Source organism: Spirosoma aerophilum (assembly GCF_054782495.1).
Genome location: NZ_BAAGSJ010000013.1, coordinates 1,950,776 through 1,967,580, shown reverse-complemented (window position 1 = coordinate 1,967,580; position 16,805 = coordinate 1,950,776). Strand labels below are relative to the sequence as shown.

The following is a 16,805-nucleotide window of genomic DNA, read 5'->3' as shown; positions in this document are numbered from 1 at the left end:
CTAATCAGAGCGTGAGGTTTATGCCAAACTGAGCGGTTCGGGGTTGCGGGGGCGTACCCAGATCATAGCCCTGGGTGGTGGGGTCGGCGGTAACATTCACCTCGGGGTCGGGCCCCTGGTAGTTGCTTAGCAGCCAGAGGTTGGAACCACTGTAATACACCCGCGCTGACGAGATCCCCACTTTGCGCAGTACAGCCTTCGGAATGGTGTAACCCAGTACAAGCGAGTTCAGCCGCAGGAACGACCCGTCTTCCACAAATCGGCTGGTGGGGCTGAGGTTGTAGTTATTGCCGATGGTCGTCACGCGCGGCACATCCGTAATATCGCCCTCTTTCTGCCAGCGATTTAACTGGTTTTTGTTGATGGCCCGACGGTCATCCCGCGTCCCGCCCGACTCGTGGAAGAACCGGTTGTTATTGAATACCTTGCTGCCGTAACTGAAATTAAAAAATACCGACAGGTCGAATCCTTTGTAGGCGAAGGTGTTGTTCAGTCCACCGAAAAACCTGGGTAACGCACTGCCGTAAAACTGCCGGTCGGCCACGGTGATCTTGCCGTCTTTGTTTACATCATCATAAACCGCGTCGCCTGTTTTCGGATCGACATACAACTGCCGGTAGACATAAAACGAATGGAAAGCCTGCCCCTGTGCCATACGTTCGGCCGCATAGCTGGCATCGACGGGGATGGATAGCTTCTCAATGCGGTTTACGTTAGCCGCGATGTTAAAGCTGGTATTCCACTGGAAGCCAGGCTTGTTGATGTTTTGTGTATTAAGCCCAAATTCGATTCCCCGATTGCTGATTTCGCCATCGTTTCGGTAAATGCTGGAAAAGCCCGAACTCTGCGCCAATGGCACCTGTAGCAACAGATCGTAGGTGTATTTGGAATAGGCGTTGATCTCCAGTCCGATGCGGTTACTCAGTAAACCGACATTTAAGCCTACGTTGGTTTGGCGGGTAGTTTCCCACTTCAATTCCGGGTTGGCCAGTTGAACAGGTACGGTTCCCGGATTGTCGAGGTAGTTGTTTCCGCCACCCCATAAGCCGCGTGAGGCATAGTTGCCGATACCGTTCTGGTTGCCCGTCCAGCCAATACTGGCGCGGATTTTCAGGTCGCTGACGACATTGACATCCCGCAGGAAATTCTCCTGCTTGAGCTGCCAGGCCACCCCCGCCGATGGGAAATACCCCCATCGATGTCCCTCTGCGAATTTTGAGGAAGCATCCGCCCGAAGGCTGGCCTCCAGGAAGTATTTTTTCGAGAAGTTGTAATCGACCCGCCCAAAAAAGGAAGCCAGATTATACTGGTTGCGGTTAGAAGAAGCGGTCGTTACCGAAGCCGACGCGATCTGTTTGAATGCATCCGACGGGAAATTGGTGCCCTGCGCCAGCGTCTGGGTGGACACGTTTCCCTGCAAGGTATTACCCAGCAGGACACCAAAATTGTGCTGGGTACCGAAAGACCGCCGATACGACAACGTCTGTTCGTTGATCCAGATCGTGTTTTTACTAACGCTCGACGTAGCCAGCCCTTTGCTCGCGCTACCGCGATTGGTCAACGTATTCCAGTACTCATATTCGTTGTAATCGTTGTAGTCGATGCTCCAGCTACTCCGCAGTTTCAGCCCGCCGATTATGTCATATTCACCATAAATATTGCCGATGTAGCGGGTGCTGGTCGAGTGCATGTCGGTATTGTTGATCAACACATCGAGGTTGTCGAAGCCCGCCCATTTGGCGTAAGTACCGTCTGTGTTAAACTTGGGTAGGTAGGTTGGCGTGTGCAGAGCCGCCTGCAAAATACCGCCCTGCGGTCCATCGCCCACCCGCGCATTGGTCCGGTTCGACTGAGAGAGGATGTTACTGGTGCCGATGCGGATTTTGTCCGTAATGTCCTGATCCAGATTCAGCTTGAAACTCGCCCGCGAAAAGTCGTTTGTACGCAGGGTGGCTTGCTGGCTCGTGTAGCCCCCGCCAATGTAGAAGCGAGTTTGTTTGGTTCCGCCCGAAACGGCCAGATCGTAGTTTTGCAGCGCTCCCGTTCGGAAAATATCGTGCAGCCGGTCGTAGGTGGGCTGATCTTCCGGCAGGCCGCGCCCCCCTTCCGAAACGGGTCGAAAGGGTCGGGTAGAAGCAGGCTTGCCGTCGTTTATCCAGGCTTCGTTAATGATCGTCGCGTGCTCGGGACCGGTAACCAGCTCCCACAGCTTGGGGGCCCACGCCTGTCCGACCGATGCGTTCACACTAACTTTGGTTTTACTGCTGTATGCCCCCCGTTTGGTTGTGATCAACACCACGCCATTAGCCGCCCGCGCGCCGTAAATGGCTGTTGCTTCGGCATCTTTCAGGATGGAAATCGACTCAATATCCGCAGGGTTAATGTCAGCCAGCGGATTGTTTGCCTGGCCTTGGGTGGTAATTTTTTGAAGCGACTGGTTATTGACGAACACCCCATCGACCACATACAGGGGGTCGTTGCTGGCGTTGATGGACGTGGTGCCCCGGATGCGGAAGAAAATACCATCGCCCGGTACGCCCGTATTGGCTGCCACCTGAACACCGGCCGCCCGACCCTGCAACTGTTGGTCGAAACTCGCTACCGGCCGGTTTTTTATCTCGTCGGCGTTGACCTGCGTTACGGAGCCAACCAGATTTTTGCGATCCTGCGTACCGTAACCCACCACCACCACTTCATTCAGTTGAGAAGCCGATTCCTTCAAAAAAATCTCCAGAGTATTTTTTGTACCAACTTTAACCTGAGTGTTCTGATAGCCAATGGCCGAGATGATCAACTCATCGCCTGAGCGGGTTTCCAAACTGAAAAGCCCCTCCGCGTTGGTTGTAGCCCCTTTCGTTTGGTTTTTGATAACTACATTGGCACCCGGTAGGGACTCGCCGTTTTCGGTGCGAACGGTGCCCGATACACGTACTACGGTTGATTGTGCCAGCAATCCTCCGCAGGAGAGTAGCCATACTACTCCCGCAAATAAAAGTTTTTGCATTACTTTGTTCTGGTTATGTGAAAAATGAGGCCAGGCCGATGCTTCGGTTGTCAGAGCCTTGTTGTTAGCCAGCCGGAACGGTTGCCGCCGTTTCGGCTTTTTTATAAGCGGGCAAACCAGTTGCCGCTGTGTTGCCCGCTGGTAATCGATATTACTTCTTACTGTACTTCCCGCACACTTACCATACCCTGTATGGATTTCAGTCGCTGTACCAGGAAACCCTGCGTTCGCTGTTCTTCCCGCATCTGAACCGTCAATAAGCCCGTTGCCTGCAGGCCGTCTCCTTCAAAACAAATGGCCTGAATAGTATACGATCCATCCTGAGGGACGGTGTTCGCAATGTCACTGACAAAATTCAATCGGTCGAAACCCGCAAGCTGATACGTCACGTGTGCAACGTGCCCTTGTGAATCGGGTAGGGGAGAGGTGAGAAACGGTCGCATGGTTGTTTTTGGGATGAAGCTTGTAAAAGCATAGTTTAATGTTGATTAAATCTATTGATTTAGTAGTTTATTGTGTAAATCAATTGAGCCGGCCGCATGGGTAGTGTTGTGTTTGACTAAAGGGAAACTAGGGTTGAAAAGGTACATCGAGCCGGGGCGGTCGACGAAAATTTAGCTGCAACAACAGACGTACATTGGCCGCCGACACATGCTCCGTCCTTCATTGATCGAAGGCGGGAGTGAGTGGAAAATTGCCAATGGTTGTAACGTGCTCATGGGTGTCGAACGGGTCAACGATTAATACTCTTTCTAATTGCTGGGCAAAGGTGAATAGTGGATTTTGTTTTTCCAAAAGAAATGTAAAAAAATGATTATCAGACAATTACCTAATAGTCTATCGGGATATGGAGTTATTCGGGCGTAAAAGCGCTGACAATACACGGGTGATAAGGGCCGAAATTTATCACTAAATAGCGTGTAAGTTTTAGAGTTTGAGGAGCTTAGAGAAGTTGCATTGATGGGCCTATTTATGTGCGAGTTGTGCCCGAATCCGGCTAAGCGAAGGCCCCTTGATGCCGAGGTAAGACGAAATATGACCGAGCGAAACCCGATGGAGCAAATCAGGGTAATTGGTCAGTAAATCAACATAACGGTCCTCTGCCGTTTGCGTCAATAAACTTTCCGACCGGAGTTGGTTCATCAAAAAGTACTGCTCCGCCAGTAAACGGCCGAAGCGTTCCCAGCCGTGTGACCGTTCGTATAACTGCTGTAGGTGGTCGTACTGCATGACAAATAACTCAGCATCTTCAAGGGCTTCGATAATGTAAGGGCAGGTTGATCGGGTCAGCAGACTTTTGAGCGAGGTAATAAAGCTGTTTTCGGCGGCAAAATACAGGTTGTGCTCCAGTTCGGTTTTGGGGTCAACATAGTAGACGCGGAAAATCCCCTTCACGATAAAGCCGATATGCCGACAGAGGGAATTCGGGTTATTGAAAAAATCGTGTCGGCTTACCGTTCGGGCTTGCCAGAATTCCTGTCCGAGGGTCAGGTCGTTTTCCGAGAGTTGCGCAAATTCCTGTAGCTGCTGGTGAAGGATATAGTGCTGGGAGAAGGTCATGTTATGAAACTGCCAAGTGCTTAAACAACCTTATTAAACGCAACGGCACGGAGAGCACCGAGTTGAATAAGGAAAAACCAATAACTTAAACGCTGTGCTCGCTTAAACTAATTTTGAGAGAATAGTTAACTTAATGCCACTTTTTAACATAGGTGAAAAATTGGCTAAACCAGACCGGCTACATTTGGTTCATCAATAACAAACACAAACAAAGTTAACTCTTACTAGTATGAAAATCACCCGCAACGCACAGGCCCACTGGGCAGGAACCGGCAAAGATGGACAGGGTACCGTAACCACCGCCAGTACTGTTTTAAATCAAACACAATATTCGTATAAAACCCGCTTTGAGGATGGCGTTGGTACTAACCCTGAAGAACTGGTAGCCGCTGCTCATGCTGGCTGTTTCGCCATGCAACTGGCGTTTAACATTCAACAGGCTGGTTTTGCCGCTGATACCTTAGATGTTAACTGTGCCATTTCACTGGAAGATGGAGCGATCTCAAGCTCCGTGCTGACATTGAAAGCCAGCATACCCGGTATCGACAAAGCAAAATTTGATGAGCTGGTCGATCATGCCGAACACAACTGCCCTATCTCAAAATTATTTAATACCAACATCACGGTTAACGCAACGTTAGCATAACCGTAACGTCTGGTAATTAAAAAAGGCCAGCTCGTTTCCGGGCTGGCCTTTCGCTTAGTTAATTTTCAATACCGCCATGAATGCTTCCTGCGGTATTTCGACGTTGCCGACCTGGCGCATTCGTTTCTTGCCTTTCTTCTGCTTGTCGAGCAGTTTACGCTTCCGGGAAATATCACCGCCATAACATTTCGCCAATACGTCTTTGCGCAAGGCGCTCAGGGTTTCGCGGGCAATAATTTTCTGGCCGATGGCTGCCTGAATGGCAATTTCAAACTGCTGGCGGGGAATCAACTCACGAAGCTTTTCGCACAGTTTCTTACCCCATTCGTATGATTTCGAGCGGTGAACAATGGCTGAGAGGGCATCGACTTTATCGCCGTTGAGCATCACATCGAGCTTCACCATGTCCGATTCGCGGTTGTCCATAAACTCATAATCAAGCGAGGCATACCCGCGCGAAATTGTCTTGAGCTTATCGAAGAAGTCGAACACCACTTCGGCCAGGGGCATTTCGAACTGAAGTTCAACGCGGTCGGCGGTCAGGTAAACCTGGTTTTTAAGTAAACTCCGCTTGTCCATGCAGAGCCCCATAATACCACCAACATACTCGGCTTTGGTAATGATCTGCGCCCGGATAAACGGTTCCTCGATATAGTCGATCAGGTTTGGCTCGGGCATTTCGGCGGGGGCCGATACCTGAAGCTCTTCCCCTTTCGTTGTCACCACCTCGAACCGCACGGAGGGGACCGTAGTGATCACGGTCATATCGAATTCGCGTTCCAGCCGTTCCTGCACAATTTCCATGTGCAGCATACCCAGGAAGCCGCAGCGGAAGCCGAAACCCAGAGCGGCCGATGTTTCGGGTTCCCAAACGAGAGCGGCATCGTTCAGCTGTAGCTTTTCCATAGCGTCGCGCAGGTCTTCGAACTCGCTGGTCTCAACCGGGTATATACCGGCAAATACCATTGGTTTTACTTCCGAAAAACCCTGAATAGCCACGCTGGCGGGGTTATCGATCGTCGTAACGGTATCACCCACTTTTACCTCTTTGGCCACTTTAATGCCCGAAATCAGGTACCCTACGTCGCCACACTCGATTACATCTTTGGGAACCTGGACCAGACCAAGTGTTCCTACTTCGTCTGCAAAATATTCTTTCCCGGTATTCATGAACTTCACCTTGTCGCCCTTGCGGATGCGGCCGTTCTTAACCCGGAAAATAACTTCGATACCCCGGTAGGAGTTAAAATGCGAATCGAAGATCAGCGCTTGTAGCGGGCCCGCCGGTTCGCCTTGCGGGGCCGGGATACGCTCCACAATGGCGGCCAGAATTTCGGGGACACCGATGCCTTCTTTACCCGAAGCCGGAATAATGTCGTCGCGGTCGCAGCCGAGCAGGTCCACCATTTCGTCTTTGATCTCCTCGGGGCGGGCACCCGGCAGGTCGATCTTGTTCAGAACGGGAATGATGACCAGGTCGTTGTTGAGGGCCAGATAGAGGTTGGAGATCGTCTGGGCTTCTGTTCCCTGCGAGGCATCAACCAGGAGCAGCGCTCCTTCGCAGGCAGCAATGGAACGCGATACTTCGTAGCTAAAATCGACGTGGCCCGGCGTATCGATCAGGTTCAGGGTATAGGTTTCACCCTTATACACATAATCCATCTGGATGGCGTGGCTCTTGATGGTAATACCACGTTCGCGCTCCAGATCCATGTCGTCGAGCAGTTGGGCCTGCATGTCGCGGGAGCCAACGGTTTTGGTGAATTCTAAAAGTCGATCCGCCAGCGTACTCTTGCCGTGGTCAATATGGGCGATGATGCAAAAATTACGGATGTGTTTCACGTTGGAATATCAGGTCGTCGGTACGACGGAGGAGTCTTTGTTAATAAATAGCAAAAGTAGGTAAAAAAAACAAACGCCGGACTCATCGGGGAGCCGGCGTGTTCAATTACACTTCATCAACAAACTAAAATCTTTTTCCGCCGAAGCGAGAAAATTGCTGTAGGAGGGGGACTCGAACCGCCCACGGTGCAGTTAGCTACAGTACAACTCTGGTGGTCAACCCCAGTCGCCTTTGCAGGCGGCATTATGCTGCGTTTATCCTTTATCACCACCCCCGAGACAGGAGGGCACGTCTGCCAATTTCGACATCCTACAGTGTGAGGAAAAGTTATCAAGAAGACCGGCGTGTGACCCCGCTCGATCAACTTGACAATACAAAGGTAGTATAAACTCGTTATTCATTGCAAATTTTCTATAAAAAAAACCTAAAATTTACAAACGATTCAAAAAATGGCTATTTTTGTTAGCACTCATCAAAAATTGCTAAGAAATGACCGAGAAAAATTTAGAAATTGATAATACAGATCTTAAAATATTGAGTTTGTTAATGCAGGATGCGAATATGGCCTATACCGAAATCGGCAAACGCATCTTTGTATCGGGCGGTACGGTTCACGTCCGGATGAATAAACTAAAGCAGATGGGTATCGTGCGTGGGTCTCAACTGGTCATCGACCATGCCAAGTTAGGTTGGGATATCAGCGCCTTTCTGGGCATCTATTTAGATAAAAGCTCTTTATACGAAGAGGTATCAAAACAACTGGAGAAAATTCCGGAGGTCGTCAACGTGCATTATACAACAGGCATCTACAGCATTTTTGCCAAGATCGTATGTCGCGACACCCAGCACCTGCGCGAAGTGCTGCACGATAAAATCCAAAAGGTTAGTGGTATCCAGCGCACCGAGACGTTCATCTCTCTGGAAGAAAGCGTCAATCGCCCCATTCCCTTTGCGGAAGGCAGTTAGTGGTGTGAGTGGAATAGGTGTATTTAGTGGCGTGAGTATAGGCATACGACTTTTCGACGCACTCCACTTAATTAACCACTTCACTACGCCACCACCCACCAACTGAACCCTAAACCACCTTCCCTGTGTTATATATATCAACAAATTATAATTCATGCAACCCAAAATTCATGCAACTACAGTAGTTGGCATTCGGCATAATGGCCATGTGGCCCTTGGCGCTGATGGACAAGCTACCATGGGCAATACCGTTGCCAAAAGCAATGTTCGTAAAGTACGCGTCTTGATGGGCGGTAAAGTGCTGGCTGGCTTTGCCGGTTCCACGGCCGATGCCTTCACCCTGATTGAACGATTTGAAGAGAAACTCAATGCCTACGGAGGTAACCTCAAGCGGGCCGCCATTGAACTGGCTAAAGACTGGCGAACTGACCGGTACCTCAGAAAACTGGAAGCGATGCTGATTGTCGCGTCTAAAGATGACCTCTTGTTAGTTTCGGGTACGGGCGATGTTATTGAGCCGGATGCAGATGTAGCCGCTATTGGCTCAGGAGGTATGTATGCTCAGTCGGCAGCACTGGCGCTGAAGAAACACGCGTCTGAATTGTCGGCCGAAGAAATGGTTCGTGAAAGCCTGCACATTGCTGCCGATGTATGTATTTATACAAACCATAATTTGGTGGTAGAAACGTTATAGGAATAACGAAGGCCTTATTCGTTTTTCTATATTTGTTCCGTCTTACTTCACAACGTTATGAAAAAAGAGAACCTGGATGGTTACACGATGAACCGGCGCATTGCGTTCGGATTCATTATGGCTATGGTTCTCATTGCTTCGGGTTTCGCCATATCGTTCTATAGTTACAACCGGTATGGGGCCGATATGCAGCGTATTCGCCATACCTATGAAGTAACCAGCGCCCTGGAGAATACATTATCGTTGATAAAAGACGTTGAAACGGGTTCGAGGGGCTACGTCATCACGGGCGATTCGGCTTATCTGGATCCCTATAAAAGCGCGATAAAGGCGCTTCCCGGCCAACTGGAGCAGTTAGAGATACTGACGAACGACAATAAACTTCAGGTAAAACGTCGACATATTCTCGAACAGCTAATCAAGGATAAACTGGCGATAACCGAAGCCCGTATGGAGGTAAATGTTATCGACAGACGAGGGAACCGAATAAGTGCGGAAAGCAAACGCAGGATGGATCGGCTTCGTAAGCATGTTGCCCTGATGATCGATACAGAGCGAGTACTTATGGATACCCGAAGCCGTCAGGCCGAACATTCGTTCCGAAGTACCCTGATCATCATCTTTGCTCTATCGTTGACAACGTTCCTGACGCTGGCCATTTTATACCGTCTCCTGGAAAAGGAATTAACGCACCGTCAACAAACTGCCGATCAACTCCTGGCCTATGACTCGCAGCTGCGGGGACAGATTCGACAGCTGGAAGCCTCAAACGAAGAGCTGGAACGATTTGCTTTCGTTGCCAGTCACGATCTGCAGGAGCCTCTCCGGAAAATTCAATCGTTCGCTAACCTGATCACCGACCGATACGCCAATTTGTTCGATGCCGATAGTATGATGTTTATGAACAAAATATCCAACTCGGCCGAGCGGATGTCTAAGCTGATTAAGGATTTGCTGAATTTTTCCCGCATTTCCAGTCATCAGGAAGATTTCAAAATGGTGTCGCTTGGTGAAATTGTTCAACGTATTCTCGACGATCAGGAACTACGGATAAAAGGGCTGGATGTGCAGATAGAAATAAGTGATCTGCCTGTTATCGAGGCTGTTGGCAGTCAGATGGACCATCTTTTTAACAACTTGATCTCCAACGCGCTCAAGTTTATCCGGCCGGGTGTGCAGCCACTGCTTCGCATTGAGGTTAAGGCAGTTAGTGGCGATAATTATGCTGGTTTAGTCGCCGACCGGCAGTATTTTGAGATTACCATTGAAGATAATGGAATTGGGTTTGAGGAGAAGTACCTGGACCACATCTTTAAAGTTTTCCAACGATTACATGGTAAAAGTACATTTGAAGGAACCGGTATCGGGCTGGCCATTTGCAAGCGGGTTGTTATGTATCATCACGGATATATTACGGCCCGAAGTCAGCCTAACGAAGGAACCACATTTGTAGTCGTTTTACCAGAAAGCCAATCACAACAACAGTATGACCGACCAACTTCAGAAACCTATTCATATCCTGCTGGTTGACGACGACGAAGATGACCGTTATCTCACTAAAGAGGCTTTTCATCAGCACTACCCCGCCAGCCGCATCTCATTCGCGGAAGATGGAGAAGATCTGTTGGATTTTCTTCGGTATGAAGGGCGGTATTCCGGGGCAGCTCACACATTACCTGAATTGATTTTACTGGATTTGAATATGCCCCGCAAGGATGGCCGTGAGGCCCTGCGCGAGATTAAAGCGAACGATGATTTTCGCCATATCCCCATTGTCGTGCTGACCACTTCAGATGCAAAAGATGATATTGAAACGTCCTATTTTAACGGAGCGAATAGCTTCATAACCAAGCCGCCAACCTTTCAGCGGCTCAGTGAAGTGACAAAGGCCATTGGCCAGTACTGGTTCAATGTAGTAACCGTTTGCGAGCACTCCTCGGAAGAAGACTAATCATATTGCGCGGACGGCTGGCACCAGCCGTCCGCGTTATATTACTTCCCGTTTAAGCCAACCAGTCCAACGAAAATCTTTTCCAGTTCTTTAGTCACCGCCCGGTTTTGTCCGGGCGTGAACTTATTGACCAGTACGCAGAAGCTCATACGTTCCCCATCGGCGGCAGTGAAGTAGCCTGCATAAGCCCGTACGCCTTCAATGGACCCGCTTTTTGCTCGAATGTTGCCGGCAGCCGCCGTTCCCCTGGCTAGACTTCTTACCGTTCCGGACTGCCCGATTATGGGTATGGTTTCGTAAAATTGGGGAAAGGCTTTATCCCTGCCCATCGCGCTCAAAATGCCCGTCATGTTGTCAGCCGTTAAAGCCCCGACCGTTGATAAACCGCTGCCGTCGCGTATCCGAAAACCATCCAGATTTACCCCTTTATTTTTCCAGAAGGTCGTCAATGCCTCCAGACTAGCGTCAGTGGATTTGACTGTTTTCGTGAGGGCCAGTGCGGTTGTGCGCAGGAGAGCTTCGGCATATAGATTTATACTCTGAAAGTTGGTCTGCAACACCAGCTCGGTCAATGGGGGCGATTTATGTTGATTCAGCTCTGTGCGTTTGCCCATCGTGACAAGCGTTGTCGACAGTCCTCCCCCAACGGAAGTGGGCGGATTACGTACGGAAATACTATCCTGATACAGTTGATTGTGCAGGGCATAGGCCGAAAAATAAGCCGGGTCAGGCAACGCCCCTTTTACACTGAATTCATTGGCGGGTTCGCCAATCGGTACTTTACCAACGAGCCATTGTTGGTTCATAAAGGGAGCACCAGTGATGTTTACCTGATCGCCGGTATTGGCGGCATCCGTTGTTACGGTGTTGCGAAAGCTCAGGTAGGGCAGGACCGGGTCGGTACGCAGTACAGGAGCTGGTGCGCCCACTGACTTGCCGGTCTTGAAGAATACCCGGTATAGATTTTCGTTGATATTTAACGCACTCAGACTGGCCCCGTAATAGTTGCCTAAGTCGCCAAACGGCCAGGTGCCGGGGGTTGTCAGATCATCATACAAACTGGCATCCCCTACAATGGCACCCTGTATACGCCGAATACCGGCGGCCCGAACGGCATCTGACCAGCTTTTTAGCAAGGCCGACAGATCATAATAAGCAGGGAATCGCCAGCTACCCAGCGAAGGATCGCCCGTACCCCGAATGTAGAGGTTGCCCGTTAGCACACTGTCTTTGATCGTTCCGTCATATTCAAGGGTGGTAGTGTAGCTGAAGGCAGGACCGAGGACAGATAAGGCTGTTGCTGTTGTAATTAGTTTGAGTGTTGAGGCCGACGGCAGGCTCATTCGGGCGTTATAGCTAATGAATGCTGAATCATCCCGTACGCGCCGGACGGATAAGGCAACCGTTCCAAAACGCGTGGCCGGACCGGCCTGAAAGGTCTCTATCTGCCTGATTAATTGCTGAATAGCTACTGAGTCAGACGCTTGTTTTGCTTGTGAAAAAGCCGGTGCCAGCGTCAAACAACTGGGTAACAAGACGATGAAAAAGACCCACAAAGAGGCCGAAAAATGGGGGATTAAGCGCATTCCGTAACAGTTAGGCGATTCGAAGGCTATTTCGTACTTTTGCAAACTTACGAAATACGCGCCACCCAACTTGCTTTAGAAGCACCTATCTCAAGACAGCGATTAAAGACACCGAATAGTTAAAATTGCAAGCATGAAATTATCATTTCTGGGGGCGGCCCGGCAGGTAACTGGCAGTATGTATCTGCTGGAACTGGAGGATGATTACCGAATCCTGATTGACTGTGGTTCCGATCTGGAACGGTCTCGTCCACAGGAGACCGGATCAAACGGTCAATCGACCCCCGCCGTGACCCATCCGGGATTTTTCCCGTTTGAGGCATCAAGTATTAGTCTGGTCTTACTGACACACGCTCACGTGGATCATACGGGCAATTTGCCCAATTTGTTTCGTGAAGGCTATGAGGGCCAGATTCTCTGTACGGAGCCAACCTTCGCGCTGACCAATGTGCTGCTCAAAGATGCAGCCTCCTTGAATCAGAAGCGTATCAACGAACTGAACGCCAGCAAAAAACAGCGGGTTAAAGACCGTCAGTCACAACTGCAAAAGGACTTGTTTTTGGATAAACAAGTGCGGGAAACCATGGAAAATGTGGTGGCCATCGGATTCAACCGGAAGTTCAGAGTGGCTGATGGGGTCGATGTGACCTTTATTCCCGCCGGTCATTTGCTGGGTGCTGCCCATATCGTCATCAACGTGATGGAGAATGGCGAACGCAAAAGCATCTGTTTCTCGGGTGATATTGGCCGCAAGAACTACCCCCTTCTGGTGGACCCGGCAACTGTTCCTCCCGTCGACTATCTGGTTTGCGAAAGTACCTACGGCAACCGCCTTCATGAGCACCTGATGACTCCCGAAGATGCCCTGGCCGATATTATTCAGCGGACCTGTATCGATATTCCCGGACGGCTCATTATTCCTTCTTTTAGTGTTGGCCGTACACAGGCGTTGCTGTATACCCTGAACCGGCTTTATACCGAGCGGAATTTCCCGCCCATCAAGGTTTTTTCGGATAGCCCCATGGGCTTCGAGAGTACCAAGATCTACATGCAGCACATAAAAATGCTGAATGCGGAGGCCCGGGAGTTTTACAAAGAGAATGAAGCGTTGTTCGATTTTCAGAATTTCGAATTCCTCGAATCGTCAAAAGCCAGTAAAGCCGCGTCGAACTACGGTGAACCCTGCATCATCATTTCCTCGTCGGGTATGGTACAGGGCGGTCGGGTCGAATACCACGTCGCCGAAAATATCAGCAATCCGTATGCAACCATCCTGATCATTGGCTATTGTGCCGAGGGTACGCTGGGATGGCGCCTGCTCAACGGACAACAGACGCTGAGCATTAAGGGAAAAGACCATCAGGTACTGGCTAATATTGAGAAGATCGACGTGTTCAGCGGGCACGGCGACCGAAATGATTTGATTAATTTTGTGTCGATGCAATCACCCGAAACGCTCAAAAATATTTTCCTCGTTCACGGCGAATATGAGAGCATGGAATCCTTTAAAGCCACGCTGGCCGAAGAAGGGTATCCACAGGTGATTATCCCAAAGAAAGGCGAAAGCTTTGAACTTTAAGGAGTAAAGGGACGAAAGGGAAAAAGGAGTAGCGGGTTTTAGCCTTTCTCCCTTTCGTCCCTTTATTCCCTCCTCCCTTTTTTTATGAGAACATACCTCGATTTTGAAAAACCGATTGCCGACCTCGAAGCACGGCTAGAAGAGACTAAGAAATTAGCTCAGACCAGTAATGTCGATGTTAGCGAAGCGGTGAATATCCTGGAGCAGAGTATCGATAAACTACGCCGGGAGATTTTTCAGAACCTCACCCGCTGGCAGCGTGTTCAACTGTCCCGCCACCCGGACCGGCCTTATACGCTCGATTATATTTCACTCATGTGCGACCAGTTCATCGAGCTGCACGGCGACCGTACTGTTCGGGATGACCCGGCGATGGTGGGTGGTTTCTGCGAAATGGGCCGACCTGGTGAGCCGGGCCAAACGGTCATGATCATCGGGCAGCAGAAAGGCCGCAATACCAAACAGCGTCAGCATCGGAACTTCGGTATGCCCAACCCGGAAGGCTACCGAAAAGCCCTCCGGCTCATGAAGCTGGCCGAGAAATTCAACAAACCCATTATCACCCTGATCGACACACCGGGCGCGTTTCCGGGTCTGGAGGCTGAAGAGCGGGGTCAGGGCGAAGCCATTGCGCGCAACCTCAAAGAAATGTTTATGCTGACGGTGCCCGTGATCTGTATCGTTATCGGCGAAGGCGCATCGGGTGGCGCACTCGGTATTGCTATTGGTGATAAGGTCATGATGCTCGAAAATACGTGGTACTCGGTCATCTCGCCCGAAAACTGCTCGACCATCCTATGGCGTAGCTGGAACTTCAAAGAGCAGGCCGCCGAAGCCATGAAGCTAACGGCCCGCGATATGCAACTAAACAAACTGGTGGATGAAATTGTCGAAGAGCCCATCGGTGGAGCGCACAATGACCACCTGGCGATGGCGAATCATCTGAAAGAGGTTATCCTCAATACAATCGACGAACTTAACGCCATCGACCCGCAGGAGCGCATCAACCAGCGCATTGAGAAATTCTGCGACATGGGTGTCGTGGTGGAGTAATTGACTTGATGATTTATCATTAAGAAGCCGCTGGGATTGTCTCAGCGGCTTTTTTTATGCGAAGCGTTTAATGTTTCCATGATACAGAGCCGCCCCTAATTCTTCAAATTCCAAACGGTCATTAAGGTCTGCGGCTGGTTTAGCTGGTCTGGCTATTGTACGACCAACGCAGGCATACGCTTCAATACGTTTTGTCGTAAACTCCATTTGTCCCTGGAAGTGCTGGATCGTAGTTTTTAGCTGATCTTTTGCCTTTCTGTAATGTTCCGATCGCTTAGCTGCACTATCAATCTCTTTTATTTCAATAAAGCAAAATGTTTTACTGTCAAAAACTGCGCAATCGCACCTTTGAATACCATCTTTATCGAAGAAAATACATTTATCAATAGCTAAAAAGTGAATGTCACGATTGGTAGGATTCTCTACTGTGAAATGCTTTAGCCCATCGATGTCTGTTTGAATTTCGCACCGTTTTTGAGCAGTGTCATAAATACAAAATTCAGTATCGGTTAATGTTTGTAAGCAAGTGCCAGCCTGAATATGTGGGAATGCTTCTTGGATACGATTAAGCACGGGGAACGCTACGGCTAAGTTCGAATAATTGGTCTTGCTCTCCGGCTAAATCTTCGGAAACATCATCGAGTTCATTATCGGCAATCAGCCCGGTTTTTTCGCTGATGATACTGCGTACCGTGCCCCCGTCTACATAATAAGCGGCAAAGTCATCTGGGTTGATCCAGCATCTGGATGGTATGATTTTTTCAACTTCTGCCCGTAGTTCCTCGCTTCGTTGTGCGACTTTATAGGCCAGCATTAGTGTATTGAATGAACTAAGTACGTAAGGGCTGTGCGTTGTAATAACCCACTCGGCATCTTTGTACTCAATGTCTGGCTGAAGTCCACCCATTAGGCTGTAAATGAGGCCTTTTTGTGCAGTAGGGTAGAGGTTAAGCTCGGGTTCTTCAATAATGAAGCGACGTTGAGATTGCTGACGTTGCTCCTCAATTAATAGTAATAATGGAACTGTCGATTGGTATCCGCTAGCACTATGTGCCAAATGTAACATATTGTTTTTTGAGTCAAGAATTACATCGCTCCCTTGCAGATTTTGATAGCGTATTTCGAATAATGGTATATTGAAGGACTGAATTCGATTTCGTGATTGTTCATAACTGCGAGCAAACGAAGTAAATATTTTGGGTAGGTTAACACCAGCATATGCTATGCTCCAAATTGCACCTGATAACAGAGCAATAAGGCTACGCTCGGCTGGTATATATACAGAATTGTACTTCATTACCCATTTGAAGGCATTATCTGAACGCTCCTCTTTATATTCATTTAGTTTTGAAATTAATGCAACCAGTTTACGTTTTTCCTTATCGCTATCTATTTTACTATGAGATAAAACATTATTAATTGATTCTTCTAAATCTATAAAATCCTTTGAAGTGAAATCATTAAGTTTTTCTTGACCACCTCCAGGGGAGTAAAAGAATATTTTAACTTCTTGACTCTTATCATCAATGCCGGAAACATAACTATCTGTAGAAAGTAAGAATTTTGAGTCATTGTGTAGATAACTATCAATGCCATATTTTTCTAATATAGTTTTTCCAGATTCTGGATTTATATAAGGTATAATTTCATAATCCCCTCCAATCGCAATCAACTTCGCGAGCGTACTCTTTCCTGATCCCTGCGGGCCAATAAATACTGTATGCTTTTTGACCTCTAACTCAGCCTCGCGAATTGGGCCTACGTTCCTTACCGTCAACTTTGCCATTTTATTTCACCGTTTGCCTGCAAATCTAACGTTATCTTTTGCTTCTGGTTCGCCTATCACATGCATGATGGTTTTAGTCGCTCAACACATTTGCAAAATTTTTTTCATCTTCCTGTAATATTCTGTGCGTTTCGGTG

Annotated in this window: 14 protein-coding genes; 7 read left to right on the top strand and 7 right to left on the bottom strand. The window is 48.9% G+C overall.

Translation table 11 applies throughout. The annotated features are described in order from the left end of the window. Nucleotides 1-4: 4 nt before the first annotated feature. From ACYVK4_RS19565 to ACYVK4_RS19555, 3 genes are all read right to left on the bottom strand, one after another. Nucleotides 5-3,004 (bottom strand): SusC/RagA family TonB-linked outer membrane protein, encoded by a 3,000-nt coding sequence (locus tag ACYVK4_RS19565; protein ID WP_461129211.1) that lies wholly within the window; start codon nt 3,002-3,004, stop codon nt 5-7. A 158-nt stretch (nt 3,005-3,162) separates the two neighbouring features. Next, nucleotides 3,163-3,447, bottom strand: a complete 285-nt coding sequence (locus ACYVK4_RS19560) for a hypothetical protein (RefSeq protein WP_461129210.1) — start codon at nt 3,445-3,447, stop codon at nt 3,163-3,165. Between the two features lie 523 nt (nt 3,448-3,970). Further along, nucleotides 3,971-4,564, bottom strand: a complete 594-nt coding sequence (locus ACYVK4_RS19555) for a Crp/Fnr family transcriptional regulator (RefSeq protein ID WP_461129209.1) — start codon at nt 4,562-4,564, stop codon at nt 3,971-3,973. Between the two features lie 229 nt (nt 4,565-4,793). On the opposite strand from ACYVK4_RS19555, the gene ACYVK4_RS19550 reads away from it, so the two are divergent. Then, a complete protein-coding gene (locus ACYVK4_RS19550; RefSeq protein WP_461129208.1) occupies nt 4,794-5,210 on the top strand; it encodes an OsmC family peroxiredoxin in 417 nt (138 codons plus the stop codon). Between the two features lie 54 nt (nt 5,211-5,264). Here the strand turns inward: ACYVK4_RS19550 and lepA are convergent, their stop codons facing one another. Next, a complete protein-coding gene (gene lepA / locus ACYVK4_RS19545) occupies nt 5,265-7,052 on the bottom strand; it encodes a translation elongation factor 4 (RefSeq protein WP_461129207.1) in 1,788 nt (595 codons plus the stop codon). 490 nt (nt 7,053-7,542) lie between these two features. Between lepA and ACYVK4_RS19540 the strand changes: the two genes are divergently transcribed. The 4 genes from ACYVK4_RS19540 (at nt 7,543) to ACYVK4_RS19525 (ending at nt 10,664) form a co-directional block, all read left to right on the top strand. After that, nucleotides 7,543-8,019: an Lrp/AsnC ligand binding domain-containing protein gene (locus tag ACYVK4_RS19540; protein WP_012927269.1), complete on the top strand. Its 477-nt coding sequence runs from the start codon at nt 7,543-7,545 to the stop codon at nt 8,017-8,019. Nucleotides 8,020-8,173: 154 nt separating this feature from the next. Then, nucleotides 8,174-8,713: an ATP-dependent protease subunit HslV gene (gene hslV, locus ACYVK4_RS19535; RefSeq protein WP_461129206.1), complete on the top strand. Its 540-nt coding sequence runs from the start codon at nt 8,174-8,176 to the stop codon at nt 8,711-8,713. A 57-nt stretch (nt 8,714-8,770) separates the two neighbouring features. Next, the gene (locus ACYVK4_RS19530) at nt 8,771-10,243 is read left to right on the top strand and encodes a sensor histidine kinase (RefSeq protein WP_461129205.1); all 1,473 of its coding nucleotides are present in this window, start codon (nt 8,771-8,773) and stop codon (nt 10,241-10,243) included. Further along, nucleotides 10,200-10,664 (top strand): response regulator, encoded by a 465-nt coding sequence (locus tag ACYVK4_RS19525; protein WP_461129204.1) that lies wholly within the window; start codon nt 10,200-10,202, stop codon nt 10,662-10,664. The genes ACYVK4_RS19530 and ACYVK4_RS19525 overlap by 44 nt, the downstream gene beginning before the upstream one ends. Nucleotides 10,665-10,705: 41 nt before the next feature. Here the strand turns inward: ACYVK4_RS19525 and dacB are convergent, their stop codons facing one another. After that, nucleotides 10,706-12,250: a D-alanyl-D-alanine carboxypeptidase/D-alanyl-D-alanine endopeptidase gene (gene dacB / locus ACYVK4_RS19520; RefSeq protein ID WP_461129203.1), complete on the bottom strand. Its 1,545-nt coding sequence runs from the start codon at nt 12,248-12,250 to the stop codon at nt 10,706-10,708. 133 nt (nt 12,251-12,383) lie between these two features. Here dacB and ACYVK4_RS19515 point away from each other — a divergent pair, with 133 nt between their 5' ends. Continuing rightward, nucleotides 12,384-13,829, top strand: a complete 1,446-nt coding sequence (locus ACYVK4_RS19515) for an MBL fold metallo-hydrolase RNA specificity domain-containing protein (RefSeq protein WP_461129202.1) — start codon at nt 12,384-12,386, stop codon at nt 13,827-13,829. An 84-nt stretch (nt 13,830-13,913) separates the two neighbouring features. After that, nucleotides 13,914-14,882, top strand: coding sequence for an acetyl-CoA carboxylase carboxyltransferase subunit alpha (locus ACYVK4_RS19510; RefSeq protein ID WP_461129201.1), 969 nt, complete (start codon nt 13,914-13,916; stop codon nt 14,880-14,882). A 54-nt stretch (nt 14,883-14,936) separates the two neighbouring features. Here ACYVK4_RS19510 and ACYVK4_RS19505 read toward each other — a convergent pair whose 3' ends face one another. Together ACYVK4_RS19505 and ACYVK4_RS19500 are read right to left on the bottom strand one after the other, a co-directional pair. Further along, entirely contained in the window at nt 14,937-15,455 is a 519-nt protein-coding gene (locus ACYVK4_RS19505; RefSeq protein ID WP_461129200.1) for a hypothetical protein, read from the bottom strand. Beyond that, a complete protein-coding gene (locus ACYVK4_RS19500) occupies nt 15,448-16,668 on the bottom strand; it encodes an AAA family ATPase (protein ID WP_461129199.1) in 1,221 nt (406 codons plus the stop codon). Before ACYVK4_RS19500 ends, ACYVK4_RS19505 begins: the two co-directional genes overlap by 8 nt. Nucleotides 16,669-16,805: the final 137 nt, after the last annotated feature.

Coding starts and splice junctions, on each gene's coding strand:
- ACYVK4_RS19500 (WP_461129199.1), bottom strand. CDS start 16,668: ATGGCAAAGTTGACGGTAAGGAACGTAGGCCCAATTCGCGAGGCTGAG.
- ACYVK4_RS19525 (WP_461129204.1), top strand. CDS start 10,200: ATGACCGACCAACTTCAGAAACCTATTCATATCCTGCTGGTTGACGAC.
- ACYVK4_RS19565 (WP_461129211.1), bottom strand. CDS start 3,004: ATGCAAAAACTTTTATTTGCGGGAGTAGTATGGCTACTCTCCTGCGGA.
- ACYVK4_RS19510 (WP_461129201.1), top strand. CDS start 13,914: ATGAGAACATACCTCGATTTTGAAAAACCGATTGCCGACCTCGAAGCA.
- dacB (WP_461129203.1), bottom strand. CDS start 12,250: ATGCGCTTAATCCCCCATTTTTCGGCCTCTTTGTGGGTCTTTTTCATC.
- ACYVK4_RS19550 (WP_461129208.1), top strand. CDS start 4,794: ATGAAAATCACCCGCAACGCACAGGCCCACTGGGCAGGAACCGGCAAA.
- hslV (WP_461129206.1), top strand. CDS start 8,174: ATGCAACCCAAAATTCATGCAACTACAGTAGTTGGCATTCGGCATAAT.
- ACYVK4_RS19560 (WP_461129210.1), bottom strand. CDS start 3,447: ATGCGACCGTTTCTCACCTCTCCCCTACCCGATTCACAAGGGCACGTT.
- ACYVK4_RS19555 (WP_461129209.1), bottom strand. CDS start 4,564: ATGACCTTCTCCCAGCACTATATCCTTCACCAGCAGCTACAGGAATTT.
- ACYVK4_RS19530 (WP_461129205.1), top strand. CDS start 8,771: ATGAAAAAAGAGAACCTGGATGGTTACACGATGAACCGGCGCATTGCG.
- ACYVK4_RS19540 (WP_012927269.1), top strand. CDS start 7,543: ATGACCGAGAAAAATTTAGAAATTGATAATACAGATCTTAAAATATTG.
- ACYVK4_RS19515 (WP_461129202.1), top strand. CDS start 12,384: ATGAAATTATCATTTCTGGGGGCGGCCCGGCAGGTAACTGGCAGTATG.